This window comes from Frankia sp. Hr75.2, assembly GCF_949319125.1.
GTDB lineage: Bacteria > Actinomycetota > Actinomycetes > Frankiales > Frankiaceae > Parafrankia > Parafrankia soli.
On sequence record NZ_CASGGV010000299.1, the window covers coordinates 36,526 to 61,000 of the forward strand.

A 24,475-nucleotide genomic window follows, 5' to 3' on the forward strand; every position below is an offset into this window, starting at 1 on the left:
GCTCGCGACCCCAGGTGGGGCTAACCCCCGGCCGGCGGGGTGGTCACGCGGTGGACAGGTAATCCTTGAACGAGATCCCGGTCAGCCGCTCGTAGGCCTCGACATAGCGGGCGCGCGTCGACTCGACGATGTCGTCGGGCAGCTCCGGTGCCGGCGGGTTGCGGTCCCACCCCGTGCTGACCAGGTAGTCGCGGATGAACTGCTTGTCATAGGACGGCTGCGTGCCGCCCGGCGTCCAGGCGTCCGCCGGCCAGAACCGGGACGAGTCCGGGGTGAGTACCTCGTCGGCGAGCCGCAGCACGCCGTCCGCGTCGTGGCCGAACTCGAACTTGGTGTCGGCGAGCAGGATCCCGCGCTCGGCGGCCAGATCACTGGCGCGCCCGAAGATCTGCAGGGTGAGCCGCTCAAGCTCGGCCGCCAGCTCCGCGCCGACCCGGCCGGCCGCGTCGTCCCGGCTGATGTTCTCGTCGTGCTCCCCGATCGGTGCCTTCGTCGACGGCGTGTAGATCGGGTTCGGCAGCCTGCTGCCATCCTCCAGGCCGGCGGGGAGCGGATGGCCGCTGACGGTGCCGGAGCTCCGGTAGTCCTTCAGGCCGCTGCCGGTCAGGTAACCGCGGGCGACGCACTCGATCTGGACCATGTCGAGCCGGCGGCACAGCATCGAGCGCCCGCGCAGCTGCTCGGCGTAGGGCGCGAGTTCCGCCGGATACTCGTCCACACTCGAACTGATCACATGGCTCGGGACGAGATCACCAAGCTGGTCGAACCACCACAGGCTGAGCCCGGTGAGCACCGCGCCCTTGTCGGGGATCTCCGTGGGCAGCACGACGTCGAAGGCCGAGATCCGGTCGCTCGCCACGAGCAGCACCGCGTCATCCCCGACCGCGAACAGCTCACGCACCTTCCCCGAGCCGAGATGCGTCAGCCCGGCGAACTCCTCATGTGTCAGCGGCATGGTCCGACCGTACCGGTAGCCTCCTGCCCGGGACGCCCGCTCAACGTGCCTCTTCGTGATGCCCCCGCTCGGTTGCCCGGCGGCGGACCCGGGCCGGGGCGACCGGCCCGGGGTCCTGGTCGGGATGCGGATGCCGGCAGCCGCCGGCAGCATGTCGCCTTGTGGCGAGCGCCGGGGGCACCGCGGGCGGTTCAACGGCCGACGGCGTCTTCCGCGCCGCGGCCCAGGCCATCCTCTTCCCGCCAACCGGTCATCCCCGGCACGCCGTCTACGGGACGGTGCTGGCCGCCGGCCTGATCGCCGCCCAGGACCCTGATCAGGACTCGGCCGCCGAGATCATCGCCGCGGTCGCCACGACAATGGTCGTCTTCTGGCTGGCACACGGCTACGCCCACGCCATCGGCCACCGCGTCCGGCACGACACCGGTGACGGCATCGGGCGCGTAGCCGATCGCCGAGCCGACGCCGACGCCGACGCCGGCGCCGGCGCCGGCGCCGGCGTCGGCGCCGGCTGGTCTGGCGCCCGGCGCGCGCTGGTCGAGAACTGGCCGATGGTCCGGGCCTCGTTCCTGCCGCTCGCCGTGCTGGCAGTCGCCCGTGCGGCCGGCGCGAGCGTCAGTGACGCGCAGGAGGCGGCACTGTGGACCTCGCTGCTGCTGCTCTGCGCGTGGGGCCTGTTCTCCGGGCGCGCGGGAGGCCTACGCCGCTGGCGACTCGCCGGCTACACCGCGGGAATCGCCCTACTCGGCATCATTCTGATCGGCCTGGAGGTCGCCATCCACTGACCGTTGCCCAGAAGTAGCCGGCAACCGGCCAGGCGTGGCCGGTATTCGGGCATCCGCGAAGGTGCGGTGTGGGGGGAGGGTGGCTGGGATCCGGGTCGGTCCGGGCTGGTCCGGACCGATTCTGGCGCTCGGCTACTCGCCTTTTCGTTTCTTTCTCGCCGTTTCGGGTGGCTTTTCCGGTGGAACCCTGCCTGAAAGAGCGAGAAGGATGCCAAAGGGCGAGCAGGCTACCGGGGTGTGCGGCGTCGACCCGTGATCTCCGATCTCCGGGCCCCCGATCCCTGATCCCGGAGGCCCGATCCCGGAGGTCCGGAGGCTGGGCCCCTGGCCCCCAGGTCCAGAGGCTGCCGGCCCCGGGTTCCGAGGCTCCCCGGCCCCCGAGCACAGAGGTCGCCGGGCCCCAGGGGTCGCCGGGATGTACGAGGCCCGGGGTCGAGACCTCCGGGGCTGCCCCCGGCCCTTCGTCTCGCCGGCGCCTGCCCGGGATCCCTACCTCTGAAACCGGAAGACAAAAATATTGGGAAATCGTATTCGTGCTTATATCTTTAGTGCGCCTGACGGTTGGCTATCGAAGAATTTTCAGCCAGATCATCGATCGAGGGCTGGATATCGGCGCACGGCTGGATTTGCTCCTGGCACCGTGGAAGTCATGAGTCGCCACGACCCCGCGCTTGCTCGGGCCCTGGCGGTCGCGTGCCGCCAGAAGGGTGCGCTCACGCGCGTACAGGCGCGTTGTGCCGGCCTTACTGACCATCGCCTACATCAGCTGGTCCAGAACGAGGACTGGCTCAATCCCGTCCAGGGCGGATATGTCGTCCCCACCTGCGACACTTATCTTGGGCGCTGTCAGGCGGCGCTGCTCGTCCTGCCGTGCGCCACCCTCTGCGGCCTGACGGCAGCGCGCCTGCACGAGTTCCCAACCCTGCCGCCGTGCTCGGACGACGAGCCGATCCACCTGCTCCTGCCACCCGGTTCCTCGCGGCGGCGGAACAAGGGCGTCGTGCTGTGGTATGACGCGATGTCCGCCGAACAGCAGGAGCAGGTGCACGGCCTGCGGGCGACGAGTGCGGCCCGCACGCTCGTCGACCTGCTGGCGTCGGGATCACGTGACACCGCGGCCAGCCTGCTCGACCATGCGGCCGAGGGCGGCCTCGTCGCGCCCGAGGAGCTCGACGAGCTGCGCGGCGCCCTTGACACCCAGCCCGAGGCGACTCGGCCGGACCCCGTCCGGCCCGACACCTGACCTCGGCTTTCACCCGTTGCCCCCGACCCGACCCGACCGGCCTGGGCCAGGCCGGACCGGGTAGGGTCAGGCCCTTCCGTCCGGTCCGGCCCCGGTACGTCCGCTTCGCCTAGCTCAGCGCGGCCAGTCGGTCGAAGACGGGGGTGAGCCGCTCGACATAGCGTTCCGGTCGGCTGACCTCGTCCAGGCGAGCCTCGTCGAGCGGCAGGCCGCGGTCGCCCGCGTGCTTGCGCAGCGTCTCGCGGAAGGGGACGCCCGTCTGCCAGGTTTCCATCGCCGCCGCCTGGGTGACGGCGTAGGCGTCCTCGCGCGACAGCCCGGTTTCCACCAGCTCCAACAGCACCGCCGAGGTGTAGACGAGCCCGCCGGTGGCGTCGAGGTTCGCCCGCATCCGTTCCCGGTCGACGACGAGGCCGTCGACGAGCCGGGTGGTGAGGTGCAGCAGGTAGTCCACGCCGCAGGCGGCGTCCGGCAGGGCGATCCGTTCGGTGGAGGAGTGCGAGATGTCCCGCTCGTGCCACAGCGGGACACCTTCGAGGACGGGCACGTACTGGGCCCGGACGATCCGGGCGATCCCCGCGATGCGCTCCGACATGATCGGGTTCTTCTTGTGCGGCATCGCGGACGAGCCCTTCTGGCCCGACCCGAACGGCTCGGACAGCTCCCGGACCTCTGTGCGCTGCCCGTGCCGCACCTCGAGGGCGACCGCCTCGCAGACCGTCGCCAGGCCGGCGAGGGCCGCGACCCAGGAGGCGATCCCGTCCCGCAGGACGACCTGTGTCGCGACCGGCGCCGGGGTGAGGCCGAGCTTGTCCGCGACGTAGCCCTCCACGTCGGTGTCGATGTTCGAGTATGTGCCGACCGCTCCCGAGATCTTCGCGACGCCGACGTCCGCCCGCGCCGCGCGCAGCCGGTCACGGCAGCGGGCCATCCCGAAGGCCAGGTCGGCGACGCGGTGGCCGAACACCGTCGGCTCGCCGTGGATGCCGTGCGTGCGGCCGACCCGCAGGGTCCCGCGGTGCGCCAGCCCGAGGTCGCGCAGCGCGGCGACCAGCCGGTCGGCACGGGCGAGCAGCAGGTCGGTGGCCTCGACGAGCTGGCAGGCGAGCGCGGTGTCGAGCAGGTCCGACGAGGTCATGCCGAAGTGCACGTAGGCCGCGGCGGAACGCGGCTCGGTCTGGTCGGCCCAGGCGGTCAGGAAGGCGATCACGTCGTGCTGGGTGACGGCCTCGATCTCGGCGACGGCCTCCGGCGTCGGGGCCGCCGCGGCACGCACCGGGCCCACCGCGTCGGCCGGGACGCGCCCGGCCGCCGCGTGCGCCTCCAGGACCAGGACCTCGACCTTGCACCACAGCTCGTACTTGTTCGCCTCGGACCACACCCGACCCATGTCGGGCAGCGTGTAGCGACCGATCATGCGCGTGCCGCCGCGGTCGCCGCCGCCGCGACGTCAGCGAGAGAGTCGGCCGCTGCCTGCTCGAACTCGTCCTTGAACGTCGCGAGCTTCAGGCCGAGATCCGGGTCGCCCAGCGCCAGGATCTGGATCGCGAGGATCGCGGCGTTCGTCGAGTTGTTCAGCCCGACGGTGGCCACCGGCACGCCGGGCGGCATCTGCGCGATGGCGAGCATGGAGTCCATGCCGTCCAGCGCGCCACCGGAGATCGGCACGCCGATGACCGGCAGGGTCGTCAGGGCCGCGACGGCGCCCGGCAGCGCGGCGGCGAGCCCGGCGCCGGCGATCACCACCTGGATCTCCCGCGCGCGCAGCTTCCCGACGTACTCCGCGAGCGTGCGCGGGGCGCGGTGCGCCGAGAGGGAGACCTCCTCGTAGGCGACCCCGAAGCGCTCCAGGGTGGCGCCGGCCTTGCTCATGGTCTGGGTGTCCGACGGGGAGCCGTAGACGATCGCCACCCGCGGATCCGTCGAGCCGCCCCTTGCCCCGTTGCCCTGTGACGACTTGCCCTGCGACACGCTCACTCCTTCTTGTCCTGCTGGTCCTGCGACTGGTGAAGGTCGCCCACCCCGGAACCGGCGCGGTGGACGTCCACCGCGCCGCGCATCCGGGACGGGTCCCCGATGTCGGTGCGGTAGTGGGCACCGTCCAGCGAGATGCGGCTGATGGCCTCGTATGCCGATCCTCGCGCGGACTCGAGGTTCGAGCCGATGGCCGTGACGGACAGCACCCTGCCACCCGACGCGACCACCTGCCCCTGTTCGTCCCGGCGGGTCCCGGCGTGGAGCACGTCCACCCCCGCCAGCGCGCCGGCCGCGGCCAGACCACGGATGGGATCACCGAGCCGCGGGTTCGCCGGGTAGCCGGCGGCGGCGACGACCACGGTGATCGCGGCCCCCGACCGCCACACCGGCGGCCGCCGCCCGGAGAGCACGTCGGTCAGCGGCGTGTTGAGCAGTGCCAGGATCGCCTGTACCTCGGGGTCACCGAACCGAACGTTGAACTCGACCACACGAATGCCACGGGACGTCAGCGCCAGCCCGGCGTACAACAGACCGGTGAACGGGGTTCCCCGGCGGGCCATCTCGTCCACTGTCGGCCGGATCACCGTGCGGACCACCTCGGCGGTCAGGTTCCGCGGCGCCCACGGCAGCGGGGTGTAGGCCCCCATCCCGCCGGTGTTCGGGCCGGTGTCGCCGTCGCCGACCCGCTTGTGGTCCTGAGCGGGCAGCAGCGGCACCACCGAGCCGGACTCGGTGACGATCGCGAACAGCGAGACCTCGGGCCCGTCGAGGTACTCCTCGAGCACCACCCGGTCGTCCGGGCCACGCAGGCTCGCCCGGACGGCGTCGACGGCCGCGTCCCGGTCGGTGGTCACGGTGACGCCCTTGCCCGCGGCGAGACCGTCGTACTTCACGACGTACGGCGGGCCGAAACTATCCAGATCGGCCAGCGCCGAGGAGATCTCGGTGTGGTCCCGCGAATCGGCCGTGGGGACGCCCGCCGCTCGCATGATCTCCTTCGCGAACGCCTTGCTGCCCTCCAGCCGCGCGGCCGCGGCGGACGGGCCGAACGCCCGCAGCCCACGGGCCCTGATCTCGTCGGCCGCGCCGGCGACCAGCGGGACCTCGGGGCCGATCACCGTCAGATCGGCGCGCACCGACTCGGCGAGGGCGGCGACAGCATCCGGATCGTCGACCCGCAGCGGACGCGGCTCGGCCAACTCCGCCGTCCCCGCGTTGCCCGGGGCGCACACGAGCGAGCCGACATTGGGATCCCGGGCCAGCGCGCGGCACAACGCGTGCTCACGCCCGCCGGAACCGACGACGAGGACCTTCACAGCTCGGGGGAGGCCGGGGTGGCGGCCGCGGAAGTCACGGGGTCCAGGTTAGCGTGCACGTTGATCATCCTTTGCCTTGTGGCCCTGTCGGCGATGCCGTCCCGAGTGTCCCGGGGATCGACTGGTGCCAGCAATGTCCGCTTGCTCATCAGCAAGAAGAGACCACGACAGGACCCGTGCCGCCTCCACCGACCACCGCCGTGTCGCATGGTCCGGGCCCCCGCCCGGCGCCCGGCTCGGGCCGCGGGGCTCCGGGGGGCGCGCGTCGGCGCTGTCGACGTCCTTTTATCCGTTTCGATGAAGCGCGGCGACTGAATGAGTGCATGGACTCACTCGATCACCACACTTCTCTGTGCGCGCCGGAAACGGCGCCGGTGGTGGAGATGGAATTAGATGTGGCTAATAGATTAAGAAGGCGGAAGGGCTACAGGCCCACGCCGGCCTGCCAGAGCATGTGAGCCATTCCGTGCACCAGGTGAAGCGCGCAACGGCGGGCGTCCACCTCGGCCATGCCCTCGACTATCGACGGGGCGTCGACGGGCCACACCTGCACCTCACGGCCGAGCACCGTCAGCGGCGCGGGGGCGTCGCGGCCCTCGAAGGTGCGTCCGTCCGGTTCGACGAACAGGTGCAGGGAGCGTCCCGGGGCCGGGAAACTCTCGCAGCGCCAGTAGAGGAGCGGCCAGGCATGCAGCCGCTCGCGGCGAAGGAGCCGGCGGCGTGCCGGTGTGGTCCCCGACCGACGTCCGTGCCGGCCGGTGGGCGGCGGACTGGCGGTGTCGGGGTCCGCGTCGTCCTCGCCACGGCGACGGTCCTGTCTGGAGTCGTCATCCCCGGCCCGTGCGGCGGCGCGGTCCATGGTTGACGTCCGGAGTCGTGGCGTGCCGTTCCAGTCGGGGACATCGTCGTGGGACCGTTCGGCGCGGCGGCCGTTCGTGCGGACGATGACCGGTGGGGTGAGGCGCTCGGCCGCGCAGAAGCCCAGGAAGTCGTCGATCTGGGCCTGGACGTGCTCGGCGATCGCCGCCGCCCGCTCGAGGCGCTGGGCCTCGGCGCGCTTCGAGCTGCGGATGGCGTGACTGCCGCGCAGGAGAACGTCGGTCAGGGTCTCCGGCAGCGCCTCGCCGGTGGGGGAGAAACCGACCGGCCACGTCGCGGGGTCGATGCCGTGGCGTAGCGGATGGTCAGGATGGACGGTGGGTGACCAGCGTACCGGGCCTGGCTGGCGTGGCGCCGTCGCCGGCTCGAGTTCGGTCGAGGGTCGCGCGGTGGCGAGTGTCTCGTTCGTGATCTCGGAGCCGGCGCCGTCGGCGCCGTCGGCGTGCTCGTCGTCCCAGGAGGCCTGCGACGGGTATCCCGCCATCGCCACCACCCCCGGTCGTCGCCTACTGTGACCGGCCAAGCGTCGACCGTAACGCTCCGTAGCGCAACTCCGGCCCGACCCGATCACCGCGCGAGACTGTTCACCGCACGGGGGACCGGTCACGGCTCGGGTCTGGGCACGGCACGGGTGAGACTCTCGCCCGCGCGCCGGGCTGGTCGGGACCGGGCACGGCAGGGTGGACGGCTGTGGGGGCCGTGCCCGGGTCAGATCAGTTCGTTGATCACCAGGGTCTGGGCGCGGCCGGGGCCCACCCCGACCGCCGACACCGGGGCGCCCGCCATCTCCTCGAGTGTCGCCACATACGCCTGGGCGGCCTCGGGGAGATCGGCGAACCGGGTGACACCCGAGATGTCCTCGTGCCACCCAGGCAGCTCGACGTAGATCGGTTTCGCGTGGTGGAACTCCGTCTGCGTCATCGGCATCTCATCGGTGCGCTGACCGTTGATCTCGTAGCCCACGCAGACCGGCACCGTGTCGAAGCCGGAAAGTACGTCGAGTTTGGTGAGGAAAAGGTCGGTGAGGCCGTTCACCCGGACTGCGTAGCGGGCGATGACCGCGTCGAACCAGCCGGTGCGCCGGGCCCGGCCGGTGGTGACCCCGAATTCTCCGCCGATGCGGCGCAGCTCCTCGCCGACCTTGTCGTCGAGCTCGGTCGGGAACGGGCCGGCGCCGACCCGGGTCGTGTACGCCTTGATGATCCCGATCACCCGGTTGATGCGGGTGGGGCCGATGCCGGCGCCGGTCGCGGCGTAGCCGGCGGTCGGGTTCGAGGAGGTCACAAACGGATACGTGCCGTGGTCGACGTCCAGGAGGGTGCCCTGGGAGCCCTCGAGGAGGACGACCTTGCCCTCGCGCAGAGCGGTGTCGAGGAGCAGGCCGGTGTCGGCGATGTGCGGAGTCAGCCGCTCGGCGTAGGCGGCGTACTCCTCGACGACCTCGTCGACCTCGATGCGCCGCCGGTTGTAGACCTTGGTCAGGACCTGGTTCTTCTCCCGCAGCGCCAGCTCCAGCTTCTGCCGGAAGATGCCGGGGTCGAGCAGGTCCTGCACCCGGATGCCGGTGCGGGCGACCTTGTCCCCGTACGCAGGGCCGATGCCCCGGCCTGTCGTGCCGATCCGGGCCTTGCCCAGGTACCGCTCGGTGACCCTGTCCAGGGCGCGGTGGTGCGGCATGATCAGATGGGCGTCCGCGCTGATGAGCAGACGGGAGACGTCGACCCCGCGGGCCTGTAGGCCGTCCATCTCCGAGAGCAGCACACCGGGGTCGATCACGACGCCGTTACCGATCACCGGAACGCAGTCGGTGCGGAGCACACCGGACGGAATCAGGTGCAGGGCGTAACTCTCCGCACCGATCACCACCGTGTGTCCGGCGTTGTTGCCACCCTGGTAGCGGACGACGTAGTCGACGGCGCCGCCCAGGAGGTCGGTCGCCTTTCCTTTTCCCTCGTCGCCCCACTGGGCGCCGATGAGGACTAGTGCGGGCACCGGGCGAGGTTACTAGGGATATGGGCCCGTCGTGGTCCGTCCGCCAGACCCTGCGGGCCGGCGGCGGCGTTCCGTGGCCGGATGGCGGCTATGCGAGACCGAGTTCCGCGGCCGCGGCCGGGTCGCTGTCCGTGAGGAACTGCCGGCACCGGGCCGCCTCCTCGCCATCGTTGATCTCCGCCGCGGCGCGGGAGAGCGCGGCCAGCGCCCGCAGGAAGCCGCGGTTCGGCTCGTGGGACCACGGGACCGGCCCGTGCCCCTTCCAGCCGGACCGGCGGAGCTGGTCCAGGCCCCGGTGGTACCCGGTCCGTGCGTAGGCGTACGCCTCCACCGGGCGCCCGGCGCGCAGCGCGTCCTCGGCGAGGACCGCCCAGCCGAGGCTGATGGCCGGGAACCGGGCGGCGACCGTGTCCGGCGTGTCGCCGGCCCGCAGCGCGTCCGCGGCCGCCGCGTCGGAGGGCAGCAGCGTGGGCGGCGGGCCCGACAGGAGGTTCTGGTTCGCGGGCGGTGTCGTCATGACCTCATCCTGCCCGACGCCGGAGCCGTTCCGGGGCCGAGCCGCCCGCGGACGGCCACTGAACGGCCACGGACGGCCGCGGGCCCCGCCGGCATCGCGTCTGCGCCCCGTCTGCGCCCCGTCGGCGTCGTGCCGCCGCCGGCCCTGCTTCTCCTGTGTCGGTCGATTTCTTCCGTAGTCTGTCTGTTGGTTTTTAGATTTCTGCTTGACGGCAATCGAGGGCCGGGCGGACCACGGCACGGGCGCGGAGGCGAGATCGGGACCAGCCCGGGACCAGCGCCCTCGTGGAACCTCGTGCCAACGAGGCATAGCCCGACCTGCCAGACGGTCATGAGGACCCGGCGCCCGTCATCCGGAGGTACGCGTGGCCGCCGCAGGTCCGGCGCCGTCCGCGGTCCTGGCGGGTGGCGACGGCGATGTCAGGGGCTGTGCTCCGCCGGGCACCGCGGTCCCGCCCGGCCTGGCCCCACGCCCGGCCTGGTCTCGCTGCGGGTGGGCGGGCGCGCACGACGCCCGGCCCGGCGACATCCAGGCCCCGAGGCGCCTTGACATGGACGCCGCGCGACGTCCCGACGTGGCACCGCAGGCCGTCAGCGCCGGGCCGTGGCAGCCGCCAGCCGCTGACGGCGCTATCAGCCGCTGGGAGCGGATGCGGGTGCCCCGGCCGTCGGTCGTGCCGCCAGCCGGCTGACGGCGCTGTCAGCCACCTGGGGGTGCTGCCGACGGTGTGAGGGCGCTGCCGGCCGTCTCAGGGCGTGCGACAGCTGTCGACGCTGTCAGCTGTCGGCAACGTCCGCTGGCGCCGCCGACGTCGGCCGTCGACGGTGGTGTCAGGTGAAGCCGGCGGTGCCGGGGTGCCTGGCGGCGCTGTGCGTCAGGCGGCGCTGGTGGTGTCAGCCGCTGACGGTGACGTTCCACAGGTTCTGGCCGACCACGCCGGGCTGACCGTCACTCACTCGGGTGAGGTACGAGTAGAGCGCGGCGATGCCCTGCGATTCCGGGCCGAACTTGCCGTCGACGGTCAGGACGAACCGGCGGTCGCGCATCTCTGCCTGCCATATGAAGGCGTCCGCGCGCACGTCGTCGCCCATACCGACGTTCAGCGCCTCGCCGCCGAACTGGCCGCCGACCTCAGCCCGAGCGCGCTCGAGCGTCATGGGCGGCTCGGCCGGCGTCAGGGCCTGGGCGATCACGTCGCCGCCGGCACCGGACGACGCCGGCGCCGGGCCGTTCCTCGTGAGGCCGAGCTTGCTGGTGCAGCCGGGCCATGGTGACCAGCCGCGGCTGTTGTACAGCTTGTACGCGGCCTCGTCCTGCATCGCGGGAGGAGCCTGGTCGGGTCGGCCGGGGTAGCCCAGGCCCGTCCAGGTGCGCTGGTCGAACTGGTAGGCACCGTAGAAGCCGTTGCCGGTGTTGATGGCGTAGTTGCCGCCCGACTCGCACTTGCGGAGCTTCGCGAAGTCGTCGGCAGTCGCCGCTCCCGCGGGAGCGGCGGTCACCGCGAGCCCGGTGCCGACCAGCGCCGTCACGGCGCCGGTGGTGCGCAGGACCCGAGTCGCGGTGGACGGTCCCTGGGTCGCTCGGTGCCTTCCGCCACGGCCATTGGAACGGGCGGGAACACGATCATGCGATCGCATCAGAGTCCTTCCCGTCGCCTACGGGGTGAGCTGTCGGGTTCGGGCTGGAAGTTGCCCGGTCGGCGCCGCTGGCCCGGAGCCCGTCCTCGCGGATCGGTGTGCTCCCGGCCGCACGTTTCGCCGGCTTAACCCCTAGGACGCCGGGGGGCGTCCGGATGGTGGGTCCCCCGCTCCTGCCCGATGTTGTCCGTGCTCGTTCCGGCCATGGGGACGGGGGCAGGACTCGGCGTCCGTCCGCATGACCTCGCCCGGGGAGGCGAGTGGGCGGAACTGTAGCGAGATCTAGCTAGACGGCGCAAATTCGGGCGGCTAGTGGGGGATGCGAAAGGACCACATCGGAGCTACCCGAATGGGCTGATTGACGAGTGACGTAGCCGATTGTGACGAGACGCACTGATCCGGATGACGTTACCGCCAGGCCGCGGACGGCCGTCCGCCGGGGTGGGTCGGGCCGCGTGCCGTCGCGTCTGGACGGCTCCTCGAAAGTATGTTTGTCGTTCGTTTGTAGTTTTTTCCTAGATAATTACGTTTTGTATATCTAACATGACTATATGTAGGTTGATGGGGTTGTGGGCCCGGGGGCACGGGGCGCGGCGGAGGGAGGACCTGCACGGGCGACGGGATCGGGCTGGCCGTCCGCGGCGGGCGTGTCCCGGCCTGTGTGGGACACGCCCGCCTGCCGGGATCACCGGCGTGGACGGCTCCTCCTGCGGCCTGGGCCGGAGGAGATCATGCGGCGGGCTCGACCTAGCAGAGTCGGCGGCGGATCACGCGCCGCGGCGACTTGGCTGTCGGAGGGTTCGTCCGATCATCGGGTGGATCACGGATGAGAACACGGCCCCCGGCATCGGGACTTCGACGCCGGCTTGCCGCCTGAGTCCGTACCGCCTCCCGTGCCGCGCGGATCGTTGGGGCGATCCGCGCACCGGCCCCCGCCCGCACGGCGGGGTCTGCCCCGTGCGGGCGGGTCATACGGTCCTGGCGCCGGCGGGTCTTCGCCGCGGACGAACCGGGGCGACGCAGAGTGCCGATCTCGTGCTGGTGGGGGAATCGCGGTTGCGACAGCACGTGGTCGGCCGCGGGCGGGATGTCCGGAGACACACCGGCTGGGCGGAGTTGGAACACGGATGATTCGCCGGCGCCCGGTTCGAGGGCCTGAGTCCATGGAGGGATGGCTCACCGCAACGGGCGCGGGTGGGATGCCTCGTCCGGGGGAAGGACGCCTTGCGAAGGGGGCTCGACCGGTGCGTGGGGGCCACCGCGACCGGACGGCGGCGTGGGGGCGGCCGTCAGGAGGGTGCGGTGGGTCGGTTCAGGCCAGCGGGGGAGCGGGCGCCGCGTGCGGCGGTGGCCGTCAGACGGCCCGGCTGGTGACCGAGTGCGCCGGTCGGCAGACGTCAGCCGAAGGTGGCCGCCCAGGTCTGCGGACCCAGGACGCCGTCCACCACGAGGCCGCGTGCGGCCTGGAAGTCACGCGCCGCGGCCGCGGACCGTGGTCCGTAGCTGCCGTCGACCGTGAGGGGGTAGCCGAGGGAGGTCATCTTGGCCTGCCAGGAGCGGACTTCGTCGCTGACCTGGTTGACCATCGACGCGGTGTATGTCCGCGTCAGGTTCGGGACGCCCGCGGCTGCGGGCTGGGCGACCAGCGAGGTGCGCTCGGCCGCTCTGGACGCCTGGACCCCGGCGCCTGATGACGACGCGCCGGGCAGGAGCTGCTCGGAGCCCATTCCGCTCCCGCAGACCGGCCACTGGCCGAACCCGGAACGGAGTGCGAGTTGCAGTGCCGCTGCGTCCTGCACGGCGGGCGGAGCCGTGTGTGGCAGCCCCGAGTAGCCGAGGCTGCGCCAGGTGCCTGGCGAGAACTGGTAAGCGCCATAGTAGCCGTTACCGGTGTTCGTCGTGTAGTTACCGCCGGACTCGCATTGCCGTAGACCTTCCCAGGTCGTGGCGGCGTTGGCCGGCTGGCTCAGGGCGAGTGTTCCGCCGACCGCCGCGGCGATGACGGGGACGGAGACGAGAGTGCGGGCCCGGCTGCGGGTACTGCTGCGGCGTTGTCGGCCACTGGTACGTGCGTCGGACATGCGTGAGTTTTCCTTCCCCACGCCTGCGAGGTGAGCTGTCGGGTTCGGGCAGGGAAAAAGCCCGGCCGCCAAGTCAGGAACTCCGGAAATCCTGTGCCTTCGGCAACGGAGGACAAGCTTCCTCCTCGTGCCGTCGGCGTTAGCGGCTTCACCCCAAGGTCCCCAGAATCGGCGACCGGGTATTGGTTCCCCCGCTCCTGCCATCGGGTTTCTGTTTCCAACGGATGGGGGCAGGGATTCGGCGTGCCACCCGTCGGGTGCCCGGCCTGTCTCCGGGCACGGCGAAGACCATAACCACGCCGTCAGGTCGAATGACAAGCACTGAATGCCTCGGGTGAAAAAGAGCACACCGTCCGGTGGCTGCTTGAGGTTTGATCACGGTGCTGGTATCGCGCGCGCATGCGCGCTCATTAACTTGGCGACCGCGTCGTGGAGGGTGGTTCGTACCGACAGATCACACTGGTGAAAGATCGTTACCATTGGGCGTGCTGTCGGCAATCAAGCCGAATATGCGAGAAGGCTACCCGCGGCCGGCCAGGCCGTCATCAAGCAGCTAGAAAATTCATATCGTCGTGCTGATGCCGGCCCGCATGCCGTGATGTGTGAGAAACGCAACTGTAACTATGAGTTAACTTGTTGGGGTGTTTCTGTGACTTCTTGCGGGGTGGTGGCGTCCCTCGGGGTCGGGTCGGTACGTCCCGTTCGTCCCTCGGGTCGATCTTGGCTGAGGTGGGTCCGTGTGTGTCTCTCGCCCGTGATCGGGCGATCGCGTGGGCTGTCTGGTGCCTCTCTGCGTGCCCCGAAGTAGCCCCGTTCGGGCGGGAATCCGAGCTGTCCCGCGGGCCCGCGGGCGGGGCGGCTCGCGGTTCGGCCACGGGTGTGCGTCTCGGGGCGGGCCGGAAGAGGTATCACCGGGGCGCACGAACGGGTGCGCTCGGGTCACCGCGGCAGCAGCGTTCGGCGCGCGGCCGCATGTGTCGGCATGTGTCGGGTAGGACGCATCGGGGCCGCTGAGACACATAGGAGCCCACGCGAACGCTGCGTCCGGTGTGGACTCCGATGGGTCGTGCGCGTGGTCTCGGCAGGCTTTACCCGATCCGCAACCCATGAGGGGCCTGTGGTGGGCTGTGGGCTTCGGAGTGTCCTGGGTTGGTATGGGCGCCGATGTCGCGCCGACCGCCCGCACGATCTTCATGAGGCCTCGCCGGGCGGGTGACGCCTCGCGTCCACATCGAGGGTGCGCTTCCGCATGGATGGGAGCGGGTGCACACTCTGTTCCGAGTTGGCGCCGTGTGCTCCGCTGGGCACCGCGCGTCCACGATAGCTTTGTGTGCCTATTTGGGCACTATGCGTCCCGGGTGTCATTGGGTGTCCGGATGGCACTGAGCGTCCCGGGCGGCATCGGGCGGCACCGGGTGTCGGGCGGCACCGGGCGAGGGGCCCCGTCCCGGGTAAACGGTGCGTGTCCCGACAGGTACCTCATTGTTCCCGGGGAATGTGGTCCCCCGGGCGCGCGGCGCTCAGGGGGTTCCGGTGCCGCCCTCCGCGGCCGCGGACGCTCGGCCGACCGAAGAGCAATGAGGAGACACGGCGTCGAGACACAGGGAGAGCGGAGCCATGGGGAGAACAGTGCCATGTGCGGCCGAGGGTCACAGCCCGGGACACATGGACTCCGCGGGGCATAGATGTACTCCCGGGGACAGACGTCCCCGGGAGGGAGAGGAACGGATCAGGTGACCGTCGGGCCGTGAACCGGACGAGGCTGGTCAGACCCCGATCGACCGGCCGGCGGACCGCAGGTCGTCACAGGCCTGGGCGACCCGGGCGGCCATGGCGGTTTCGGCGGCCTTGCCGTAGGTGCGCGGGTCGTAGGCCTTCTTGACCCCGACCTCACCGTCCACCTTGAGGACACCGTCGTAGTTGCGGAGCATGTGGTCGACGATCGGCCGGGTGAACGCGTACTGGGTGTCGGTGTCCACGTTCATCTTGATGACGCCGTAGTCGAGCGTTTCGCGGATCTCGGAGAGGTCCGACCCACTGCCGCCGTGGAAGACCAGGTTGAACGGCTTCGCGTCGGCGGCCAGGCCGAGCTTCTCGGCCACGTGCTGCTGACCCTCGCGCAGGATCGAGGGTCGGAGCTTGACGTTCCCCGGCTTGTAGACGCCGTGCACGTTGCCGAACGTCGCGGCCAGCATGTAGCTGCCCTTTTCTCCGGTGCCGAGAACCTCGGCGGTGCGGAACATGTCGCCGGGGGTGGTGTAGAGCTTCTCGTCGATGGCGCCTACGACGCCGTCCTCCTCACCACCGACGACACCGATTTCGACTTCCAGCACGATGCGCGCCGCGCGACAGTCGGCGAGCAGCTCGTCGGCAATCTTGAGGTTCTCCTCGAGCTCGACCGCCGAACCGTCCCACATGTGGGACTGGAAAAGCGGGTCGCGGCCCTGCGCCACACGCTCCTTCGAGATGGCGATCAGCGGGCGGATGTAGGTGTCCAGCTTGTCAGCGGGGCAGTGGTCCGTGTGCAGCGCGATGTTCACCGGGTATGCCTTGGCGACGTGGTGCGCGTATTCGGCGAGCGCTTCCGCGCCCAGCACCATGTTCTTGATGGTCGTTCCCGAGAGGAACTCGGCGCCGCCGGTCGACACCTGGACGATTCCGTCGCTGCCGGCTTCCGCGAAACCCCGGAGCGCGGCATTGAGGGTCTGCGACGAGGTCACGTTGATGGCGGGGTAGGCGTAGGCGTTCGACTTCGCCCGGCTGAGCATCTCGGCGTAGACGTCTGGGCTGGCGATGGGCATCGGTGGAACTCCTCGAAAGGTGTAGGGGCGCCGCGGCCGGCTGGCGGCACACACCGCCCGCGGGCCTTGGCGCCGGCCGCGCCGCCGAACCCGCCACCGGATCCCTGGATCCCCATGAGTCCGGTCGCGCCCGACGCGTGCCGACGGCAGGTGTAGGCCGAAGGGTATGCCGTCGCGCGCCTCGGACGGGTGTGGTTCCACGCGACATCGCCGGAAGGCGGCTGGATGTCTCCTCCCCGCCCGCCGCGCCCGGCAGACTGGCCGAGTGGACATCGAGAGCCTCTCCGGGATGACCCTCTACGTCATCCTCTTCGCGGTGATATTTGCGGAGAGCGGGATCCTGGTCGGCTTCTGGCTTCCAGGGGACACCATCCTGTTCGCGGCGGGTCTGGTCGCCGCGGATCCGGCCGCGGACGTGTCAATCGTCGTGGTCGCGGTCGGTGTCGCGGTGGTGGCCAGCGCCGGCGCCGTGGTGGGCTATGCCACCGGCAGCCACCTGGGCCGGCCCTACCTGGAACGCCGACACGCGCGGGCACTCGGCCGAACCGAGGAGTTCTACCGCCGGTTCGGCGCGGTGACCCTGATCGCGGCCAGGTTCGTCCCCTGGGCGCGGACGTTCGCTCCGGTGCTGGCGGGCGCGGTGGCGATGCCGCGGCACCGGTTCGGTGTGGCCGTGGTCATCGGCGCCGTCGTCTGGGGGACGGGCCTGACCCTGCTGGGCTACGAGGCCGCCTCGATCCCGGGCCTGCGGGACGCGGCGCTGTGGATCGCGCTGGTGGTCATCGTCGTGTCCGTCCTGGCGGGGGCGGTCGGTGAGCTGCTCCGCCGGCGGGTAGCGCGGCCGCGGGGCCTGGCGGCTCCAGCGGGACCAGTGGGACCAGCCCGCACTGAGCGGGTCCCAGGAGATCCCGGCGACGGGACCACCTCGGACTGACCCCTTATATGCCTGGTCGGTGGGTTCGTCCTGGCCCGGCCGGACCCCTACGGCTACAGATCGCTAGTCTCTTCGGGTGAGCGAGCGGCCGGCAAGCCGATCACACAGAGGGTCCGAATGCACTCAGAGCGTCCTGAACGTGACCGGGCTGCGCCGTCCGGTCCGGGCTTGCGTGTACGGCCGGGCTCGCATGCGCGACCGGGCCGGCGTGCGCGGCCGGCCCTGCGTGCGCGGAGTTCGCGCGCCGCGGACCCGGCCGGCCCCGCGGGCCCGGTCCAGGACGTGGTCCGTGGCCGGCGGCACCGAAGACGTCCCACGCCCGGGCGGGCGGGCGGGCTGCGCGCCGCCGCGGGGCTGGTGGCGCTGACGCTGGTCACGCTCGGGCTCGTGGCGGCCTCGGGCGAGGTCCCCTCGACGTCGAGCGCGGCGGGCCGTGGCCTCTCCGGGTTCAACAGGGTTGTCGCGGGCGGGACCGGTGCGGGCACCGCGGATCACACCGCGGGCACGGATGCCGTCGGCGCACCGCCTGGCAGCGCGTCGCGGAGCGGGCGGGGCGCCCTGGCCGGGTACGGCGGGTCGCCCGCCGATCCGGTGTGGCCGGCCGACCGGGGGCCGGTGAGCGGTGTGCTGGTGCTGCGGGCCGATCCCGCGCTGCTCGCGATCATGGCCGCCGACGGGCAACCGGGCTCGGCACCGGGCGAGCCCTGGGTCCTCTACCTGCTCTCGGGCCCCGTGAACGTGACCCGGTGGGCGATGGGCGAGCCGTTCGAGGCAAGCATCGACACCCGGCAGCTGCCGAACGGCGACTACACCCTGTCCGAGGTGATCTTCCGCGCGACGCACGCCCCGCTGGTCCGCACCGGCCGGGTGCCCGTCGCGAACCCCCTCCCGCCCGGGGTGGACCAGACGGCTCCGGGCGGAGCCGCGCCGCGGTCAGCGGCGGCCGCCGCCGATCCGGGCGACGGCACGCCCCGGGGTACGCCGCCCGGCCCTGCCGGGTCGGCCTCCGCGGGAGTGTCCGGCTCCCCGACAGGCGCCGGTTCGCCGTCGGGCGCCGAGCCGGCGGCGGCCGCGAGCACCGCGGCGGGCGCGGTGGCCGGGCCGGCACCGGCCCCCGTCGCCTCCGGCGCCCGGCTCGCCGGGACCCCGACCGGCGCGGGCGGCGGTGCCGGGTCGGCGGCGACGGCCGCGCTGATCGAGGAGGTCGTCACGCGGACCAATGCCCAGCGCTCGGCCGCGGGCTGCCCGGCCCTCGCGGTCGACGCCCGCCTGGTGGCTTCGGCCCAGGAGCACAGCGCGGACATGGCGGCCCGGAACTACTTCGACCACAGCGGCCGGGACGGGCGGTCGCCCTTCGACCGGATCGCGGCGGCGGGCTACGTCTTCTCGATCGCGGCGGAGAACATCGCGGCCGGCCAGCGGACCCCGGCCGACGTCGTCGCGGACTGGATGGCGAGCCCCGGCCACCGGGCGAACATCCTGAACTGTTCGCTCAGCCAGATCGGTGTCGGGTTCGCCACCGGAGGTGACTACGGCACCTACTGGGTCCAGGATTTCGGCTCGCCGTAACGGCACCAATCGGGCGGCCCATTCCCGCTGGTGGTCTTTTGTCGACCCTTTTCTGTGGCCTTCGGGTGGCGTCTCGAAACCGCTCCGGAGGGTCCCGGTCGGCGCCCCGGACGGCGGCCCGCGCCGGCCCAGAACCAGGCGCCCTCATCGGGCCCGGTACTATCGCTCGCCATCATGCTCAGGCCGGCCGACTCCGCCGGCAGAGCGGACACCAAAAGATCACGTATCGTCTGGTCCGGAACAGGCCGGGTCGGGTAACCAGCCGCCGGTGGGCGTGGGTCGGCGCCGGCCGGCTGGCCGCGAAGCGGGTGAGGGAGGGCGAGCGTGGTGCGGTCGGTGGTCACCGGCGCGGCCGGATTCCTCGGCGGCGCCGTGGCGCATGAGCTCCGCCGACGCGGTGACGAGGTCATCGGGCTCGACGTGCGGCGCGCGCCGGGCGTCACCCTGGCCGACGTCACGACGTCCGGGAGCTGGGAGAAGGCGCTCGAGGGCGCTGACCTGCTCGTGCACGCCGCCGCCGTGGGCATGGGCGGCGTCGGGGAGCTGGCGCCGGTGCGGGCCGGCCGGGCGACCCCGCCCAGCGGCATCACCACCGCGCAGATGCGCAAGGTGCTGCTCGGCGGGACCGCGACGGTGCTCGACGCGGCCCAGCGCGCTGGTGTCCGCCGCGTGGTCCACCTGTCCTGCGTGAGCGCGCTCGGCGACGACGCACCGCACGTGGCCGACGAGTCCGCGCCGGTCGGCCTCACCGGCGAGCCGCGCGCCGACGCGATCGCCGCCGCCGAGCAGACCGTCAGCGCGGCCGCCGCCCACGGGGCCCCCGTCACCGTGCTGCGGATCGCCGACGCCTACGGCCCGCGCGCCGGCCGCTGGACGCTGTGGCCCGTGCTGCTGATGCGGGCCGGCCGGTTCGTCCTCGTCGACGGCGGGCGCGGCATGCTGAGCCCCGTCCACGTCGACGACGTGGTGAGCGCGGTGATGGCCGTCGCGGCCGCCCCGGGCGAGGCGGTGACCGGCCAGGTGCTGCACGTGACCGGTCCGGGCACGGCGACGGTGGCCGAATTCTTCGGGCGGTACGCCGCGATGGCGCAGGTGCGGGCGCCCCGGTCCGTGCCTGCGCGGCTGTGCGAGGTCGTCGACGCCGTCGACCGGCTGCCGAGCCGGCAGTCGGCGTCCGCGGGCGGCCGTCCGGGCCTGCTGCGCGGGATCGGCGCGGCCCTCATGGCCAACGTGGACCCGCGTGTCCGGGTCGACCTCGGCCCGCTGACGATCCAGGACGTCACCAGGCGCGGCACGGTCTCCGGGGACCGGATCGCCGCGCTCGTCGGCTGGCGGGGCGAGGTCGACCTCGACGAGGGCATGCGGCGGACCGGTTCCTGGCTGCGCGACCGGGGCCTGCTGGGGGTCCCGGAGCCGGCCCGCCGTGGGTGAGGGTCCCACCCTCACCACCGCGCGGCTGCGCGCACTCCCCCTCACCGTCTGGAACGCCGGGTTCGTCGCCGAGGAGCTCGCGCAGGCGATGGTCGCCGCCAACCACGGCGCGCCTGTCCGGCTGGCGGCCGGCGAGCTGTTCGGCGGCGCGGTCGACTCCGCGCCGGCCGATTCCACGCCGGCCGACTCGGTCGCCACGGACCCGACGGGTGTGCGCCGGGAGCTGCGGCGCAGGATCGGTGCCGGCCGGGGAATCCTGACCTGGGTGCTGCGTGCGGACGACGGCACGGCGCTCGGTCTGCTCGCCGCCGACATGCATGCCGCCCGGGCCGCGGTCGGCGTCCGGGTGAGCGCCGCCCACCGGCGCGACGGGTACGCCGCGGAGGCCGTCCGGGCCGTCGCAAGCTGGCTGGAGTACCGGGGGGTTCTGGTCGGGACGAGGGTCCGCGTCGGGGACACCGCCGCGAAGCGGCTCGCCCAGTCGACGGCGTTCGTGCCCACCGGCGTGCTGCTCACCGAACGCCGTCGGCTGTGGATCCGCCCGCCGCCCGGCTGACGCCGTCGGCTGCCCCGTCCCGGATGTCGCGGATGGTCGGCCAGTCACCTGAATGTCGCGGATGACCTGGCAGTGAGGGATATCCGGAATGGCCGGGCCTCGGCGGGGCAGCCCGGGATGGCCTGGCAGTGGTCTGACGATCGCCGCGTGACCCGGCATACATCGTTACTTAGAGTTAACGTTGTCGGCGTGTCGAGTGGCCTGGGTGTCCGCGGGCGCCGCGGCGCGAGCCGGTGGCGCGGCCCCGGGCGTCGACGCTCCAGGCGCCCGCTGTCCAGCGGCCGATCGCCCGAACGTGCCATCGGCCCTGGTCACCCTCTTTCCCTCACCCCCCGGGGGTGGTATTCCTGAGGGCCCCCCGAGGCTGGGGTGTCGGCTATCCGACACAGGTTTTTCATGGTTCCGTGAGACGGCGGGGCCGGGCCGGACACGCCGATACCACGGCCCCCTGTTCAGATCGTGACGTCCTGGGGCACCATAGGAACCGATGTCGCAACCGGTAGCCGGGTCCGCCCGGCCCCGGCGGGGGCGTCTGCGACGGGCCGCGGGCGGCGCGTCGCAATGGGGAGGGAGCCCGCACGTCCGGCGTCACCTGCGCCCTGGGAGGTCTGCACGATGAGCGTGGATGCCCGTCGGGAAGTTCCTACCGGAACACGGTCGAGCGAGGTCACGTACGACCATCTGATCATTCCGCCGCACTGGCGGCGGCCGGCGGGGCCCGGGCCGGGGGAGCCGAACCCGCTGTTCCCCGCGGGTGAGCAGGCGACGGCACCGCCGCCCGGGCCCGCCGTGACCGGCGCGTCTCCGATCAATCCGATGACCGGCCCGATGACCGGTCCGCTGCTGGTCGGCACGACTGCCCGCGCCTTCGCCAAGCTGGACGACATGGTCCGGCTCGGTGACGACGACCGCGCGGTGATCGACGACCGGCGGGCGGAGGCGGAGCGGGCGCTGCGGTCGATCTTCCCGCCGCGCTGCGCGCTGCCCCTGGTGGGCGTGGCCACGATCGGGTCCGCCGGGCGCGACACGATGATCCGTCCGCTCGACGAGGTGGACATCTTCGTGGTCTTCAGCGCGGCGAACAGCGCGTGGAAGCGCTTCCGGTGGGATTCTCGCGACCTGCTCGTCTGCGTCCGCAACGCCATCGGTGGCGACCGGGTGCAGACGATCGGCACCCGCGGCCAGGCGCTGCGCATCGTCTACGACGCCGCGCCGGACGTCCACCTCGTGCCGGCCTTCGACCACCCCCGCGCCGGCTACGTCATCCCGGACAGGGTGGGCGGCTGGCTGCCGACCCGGCCGGAGCGGCACGCGAGCTGGACGATGGACCTCGGCCCGCGGGTCATCTCGGCGGTCCGGCTGCTCAAGGCGTGGAACCGGGTGTGCGGCAGCCACCTGCGCTCGTTCCACATCGAGGCGCTCGCGGGGCAGGTGCTCGCGGGCCGCGGTCTCAACACGCGCCAGGGCCTTGCCGAGGTGTTCCGGCACATGGACGAGGTCGGCCTCGTGGTCGGCGATCCGTCCGACATCCGCGGTGACCTGTCCAGCTACCTTCGCCAGGACGACCTCGAGGATCTTGGCGCCTTCGTCCGCCAGGCGCGCACCTACTCGGCCAAGGCGGTCGCGGCCGAGCGCGCCGGGGACCACGAGGAGGCCGTCAGCCTGTGGGGCACCGTCTTCGGCCCGGAGTTCCCGACCTTCGGGTGACGTCGGCCCGCCGGGCCCGCCGGGCCCGCCGGGCCCGCTGATCACCGGCGGCGCCTGGCCGGTAGCCGGCCGGTGGCTCAGTGCACCGCGTCGGGGTCGCGTGCCCCGGACAGGGGGCGCAGCGGCGTCCAGGCCGGCGAGCCGGTCACGATCGGCACGGCGGCGACCCTGCTGAGCCGGGAGCGCTCGGCCTGCGCGGCCGCGATCGCGTGCGCCTGGCGGACGTCCAGCAGCCGGGCGTGGATCCGCACGGGGCCGCCCGCGCAGTCGAGGTGGACGTCCGCGAGGCGCAGCAGGCGATGGGCCGGGTGCTGCACGACCCTGATGCTCTGCACCTTGCCGTGCGGAATGATGTCGGTGCGCTGCCACAGCACTCCGCCGCGGACGACGAACACCCGGTCGTCCGCGCCACAGCGCATCCGGCGCCACCGGACCGGCGCGATCAGCCGGGCCCGGCCCGGCGGGCGCGGCAGCGCCATGCCGTCGACGTCCACGGCCGGCAGCAGCCGTTCGATCACGTTCACGGCCTGCCCGCGGGGGGCGACGGGCAGCAGCATGCTCCGGGCGTCGCCGGCGACGTTGATCTGGAGCTCCACCCAGCCGAGCCAGCGCCACAGCGGCGAGCCGCGCAGGCTCACCGCCTGGACCCGGCCGTGCGGCACGGTGTGATGGGCGCGGTCGAGCAGGCCGCCGCGGATGCGCAGGCCGTCCGGCGATTCCGACACCGTGAACCGGAAGCCGGTCGCGAAGCGGTCGAAGGTCGTCCGCCACACTCCGACCAGCGCGGGCGCGACCGCGATGAACCCGGCGAAGGTGCCGGTGAGCAGGGCCGGGGTGACCAGGATGAAGGCCGCGCCGAGTGCCAGCCACGGTGCGGGGGAGAGCGTGATCGCGGCTGCCAGGCGTAGCGGCGGAACGTACGCGAGCGGGCGTTCGGGTGCCTCTCCGGCTCCGGGCGCCACGCCGGCTGCGCGGGCGAGCAGCTCCGCCCGCAACAGCCTCGCGCGTTCGAGCGAGAGGTAGCTGAGCCTCGTGCCGGATTCCTCCGCGTCCCCGTCGTGCGTGCCGGCGAGATCCAGCCGCAGCACGGCGAGCCCGGTCACCCGGGCGATCAGCGGCTGGGCGACGTCCACCGACTGGATGCGGTCGAGCCGCACATGCCGGACACGCTTGATCAGCAGGCCGGTCTCCAGCCGCAGATCCTCGGCTTCCACGCGGTAACGGGTGAACCGCCAGGCGCAGTAGCCGTATGCCGAGGCCGCGGGCAGCAGCGCGGAGAGGGTGAGCGTGACACTGCGAACCGTCAGTTCCTCTGCGAAGTTCTTCAGAATACTGACGGCGACCGCCGCCACCAGCAGCCAACCGCGCAGCAGCGGCGTGAGCGGATGAAGATGGTGGTAGCCGTCGTCCGGCTCCGCACCGGCGGGCGGCGGCTGGAGCGGCGGAGCCGCGTCCTCGACCGACGGCTCCGGCTCGGCTCTCGTCATAACGCGGCCCTGGTCGCTGGCCCTGCCGTGCCCGCGAGCCCTGCCCCGCTCACCGGACGTTCCCGGTCACAGGACGGCCGCCTGGGCCTCGCCGCGCTCGGTCAGCGAATCCCGCAGCCGGGCCGCCTCGACCGGTGACAGCCCAGGGATCACGGCGTCCGTGGTGGCCGCGGCGGTGTGCAGCCGCACCTGCGCGATGCCGAACCGCTGCGCCAGCGGCCCGGCGGTGACGTCCACCAGTTGCATGCGGCCGTAGGGGACGACGACCAGCCTCCGGACGAAGGTGCCGTGGCTGATCAGGAGGTCCTCCTCGCGCTCGGCGTAGCGCCAGGCGCTCCAGGCCCGGCCGATCGAGCGCCAGCCCCACACTGTGGCCGCGGTCGGCACGGCCCCCACCGCCAGTCCGGGCAGCCCCAGGAACGCCCCGCCGATCAGGCTGACCAGCACGATCACCGGGATGGCGCCGATCAGCAGCAGCAGCCGGCGCAGGCGGCGCAGCTGCGGCGACAGGCCCCGCCAGCTACCGGGGTCGATCCGCCAGGAATGGGAGCTCCACCCCGGGCCAGGGGTATCGGCCGGAGCTGTGTGCATCTCGCAACCATAAGGTC

20 protein-coding genes and 1 riboswitch are annotated in these 24,475 nt (G+C 72.3%); of the genes, 8 read left to right on the top strand and 12 right to left on the bottom strand.

Features of this window, described 5'->3' with window-relative positions:
* Positions 1-43: 43 nt before the first annotated feature.
* Positions 44-955: a phosphoribosylaminoimidazolesuccinocarboxamide synthase gene (locus tag AC559T_RS23740; protein ID WP_112104730.1), complete on the bottom strand. Its 912-nt coding sequence runs from the start codon at positions 953-955 to the stop codon at positions 44-46.
* A gap of 161 nt (positions 956-1,116) precedes the next feature.
* On the opposite strand from AC559T_RS23740, the gene AC559T_RS23745 reads away from it, so the two are divergent.
* Both AC559T_RS23745 and AC559T_RS23750 read left to right on the top strand, forming a co-directional pair.
* Positions 1,117-1,740 carry a hypothetical protein gene (locus AC559T_RS23745; protein ID WP_498870165.1) on the top strand — a complete coding sequence of 208 codons (624 nt, stop codon included), beginning with the start codon at positions 1,117-1,119 and terminating at the stop codon, positions 1,738-1,740.
* A 649-nt stretch (positions 1,741-2,389) separates the two neighbouring features.
* Positions 2,390-2,983 carry a type IV toxin-antitoxin system AbiEi family antitoxin gene (locus AC559T_RS23750; protein ID WP_071060819.1) on the top strand — a complete coding sequence of 198 codons (594 nt, stop codon included), beginning with the start codon at positions 2,390-2,392 and terminating at the stop codon, positions 2,981-2,983.
* 109 nt (positions 2,984-3,092) lie between these two features.
* Here AC559T_RS23750 and purB read toward each other — a convergent pair whose 3' ends face one another.
* From purB to AC559T_RS23780, 6 genes are all read right to left on the bottom strand, one after another.
* Complete coding sequence (gene purB, locus AC559T_RS23755; RefSeq protein ID WP_248831525.1) at positions 3,093-4,400, bottom strand: adenylosuccinate lyase; 1,308 nt, start codon at positions 4,398-4,400, stop codon at positions 3,093-3,095.
* Positions 4,397-4,960, bottom strand: a complete 564-nt coding sequence (gene purE, locus AC559T_RS23760; RefSeq protein WP_071060823.1) for a 5-(carboxyamino)imidazole ribonucleotide mutase — start codon at positions 4,958-4,960, stop codon at positions 4,397-4,399. The genes purB and purE overlap by 4 nt, the downstream gene beginning before the upstream one ends.
* On the bottom strand, positions 4,957-6,276 hold the full coding sequence (gene purD, locus AC559T_RS23765) for a phosphoribosylamine--glycine ligase (RefSeq protein ID WP_012157652.1): 1,320 nt from the start codon (positions 6,274-6,276) through the stop codon (positions 4,957-4,959). Before purD ends, purE begins: the two co-directional genes overlap by 4 nt.
* A 424-nt stretch (positions 6,277-6,700) precedes the next feature.
* A complete protein-coding gene (locus AC559T_RS23770; RefSeq protein ID WP_498870166.1) occupies positions 6,701-7,639 on the bottom strand; it encodes a hypothetical protein in 939 nt (312 codons plus the stop codon).
* 224 nt (positions 7,640-7,863) lie between these two features.
* Positions 7,864-9,147 (bottom strand): adenylosuccinate synthase, encoded by a 1,284-nt coding sequence (locus AC559T_RS23775; RefSeq protein WP_012157655.1) that lies wholly within the window; start codon positions 9,145-9,147, stop codon positions 7,864-7,866.
* A gap of 88 nt (positions 9,148-9,235) precedes the next feature.
* A complete protein-coding gene (locus AC559T_RS23780; protein ID WP_071060827.1) occupies positions 9,236-9,664 on the bottom strand; it encodes a DUF3151 domain-containing protein in 429 nt (142 codons plus the stop codon).
* 364 nt (positions 9,665-10,028) lie between these two features.
* Between AC559T_RS23780 and AC559T_RS23785 the strand changes: the two genes are divergently transcribed.
* Positions 10,029-10,355, top strand: a complete 327-nt coding sequence (locus AC559T_RS23785) for a hypothetical protein (protein ID WP_498870167.1) — start codon at positions 10,029-10,031, stop codon at positions 10,353-10,355.
* 202 nt (positions 10,356-10,557) lie between these two features.
* Here AC559T_RS23785 and AC559T_RS23790 read toward each other — a convergent pair whose 3' ends face one another.
* From AC559T_RS23790 to fbaA, 3 genes are all read right to left on the bottom strand, one after another.
* Positions 10,558-11,301, bottom strand: coding sequence for a transglycosylase family protein (locus AC559T_RS23790; protein WP_498870168.1), 744 nt, complete (start codon positions 11,299-11,301; stop codon positions 10,558-10,560).
* 1,397 nt (positions 11,302-12,698) lie between these two features.
* A complete protein-coding gene (locus AC559T_RS23795) occupies positions 12,699-13,382 on the bottom strand; it encodes a transglycosylase family protein (protein WP_112104739.1) in 684 nt (227 codons plus the stop codon).
* 5 nt (positions 13,383-13,387) lie between these two features.
* Positions 13,388-13,608: riboswitch (cyclic di-AMP (ydaO/yuaA leader) on the bottom strand.
* A 1,540-nt stretch (positions 13,609-15,148) separates the two neighbouring features.
* Positions 15,149-16,183, bottom strand: coding sequence for a class II fructose-bisphosphate aldolase (fbaA, locus tag AC559T_RS23800; protein ID WP_012157661.1), 1,035 nt, complete (start codon positions 16,181-16,183; stop codon positions 15,149-15,151).
* 265 nt (positions 16,184-16,448) lie between these two features.
* Here fbaA and AC559T_RS23805 point away from each other — a divergent pair, with 265 nt between their 5' ends.
* The 5 genes from AC559T_RS23805 to AC559T_RS23825 all read left to right on the top strand — a co-directional run bounded on the left by AC559T_RS23805 (position 16,449) and on the right by AC559T_RS23825 (position 22,380).
* Positions 16,449-17,117 carry a DedA family protein gene (locus tag AC559T_RS23805; RefSeq protein WP_498870169.1) on the top strand — a complete coding sequence of 223 codons (669 nt, stop codon included), beginning with the start codon at positions 16,449-16,451 and terminating at the stop codon, positions 17,115-17,117.
* A 282-nt stretch (positions 17,118-17,399) separates the two neighbouring features.
* A complete protein-coding gene (locus tag AC559T_RS23810; RefSeq protein ID WP_498870170.1) occupies positions 17,400-18,686 on the top strand; it encodes a CAP domain-containing protein in 1,287 nt (428 codons plus the stop codon).
* 324 nt (positions 18,687-19,010) lie between these two features.
* A complete protein-coding gene (locus tag AC559T_RS23815; RefSeq protein WP_071060835.1) occupies positions 19,011-20,117 on the top strand; it encodes an NAD-dependent epimerase/dehydratase family protein in 1,107 nt (368 codons plus the stop codon).
* Positions 20,110-20,673 carry a GNAT family N-acetyltransferase gene (locus AC559T_RS23820; RefSeq protein WP_071060837.1) on the top strand — a complete coding sequence of 188 codons (564 nt, stop codon included), beginning with the start codon at positions 20,110-20,112 and terminating at the stop codon, positions 20,671-20,673. The genes AC559T_RS23815 and AC559T_RS23820 overlap by 8 nt, the downstream gene beginning before the upstream one ends.
* Before the next feature lie 615 nt (positions 20,674-21,288).
* Positions 21,289-22,380 (top strand): nucleotidyltransferase domain-containing protein, encoded by a 1,092-nt coding sequence (locus tag AC559T_RS23825; RefSeq protein ID WP_012157666.1) that lies wholly within the window; start codon positions 21,289-21,291, stop codon positions 22,378-22,380.
* Positions 22,381-22,457: 77 nt separating this feature from the next.
* Here AC559T_RS23825 and AC559T_RS23830 read toward each other — a convergent pair whose 3' ends face one another.
* Both AC559T_RS23830 and AC559T_RS23835 read right to left on the bottom strand, forming a co-directional pair.
* Positions 22,458-23,867, bottom strand: coding sequence for a PH domain-containing protein (locus AC559T_RS23830; protein WP_112108092.1), 1,410 nt, complete (start codon positions 23,865-23,867; stop codon positions 22,458-22,460).
* 66 nt (positions 23,868-23,933) lie between these two features.
* Entirely contained in the window at positions 23,934-24,458 is a 525-nt protein-coding gene (locus tag AC559T_RS23835) for a PH domain-containing protein (RefSeq protein ID WP_071060843.1), read from the bottom strand.
* Positions 24,459-24,475: the final 17 nt, after the last annotated feature.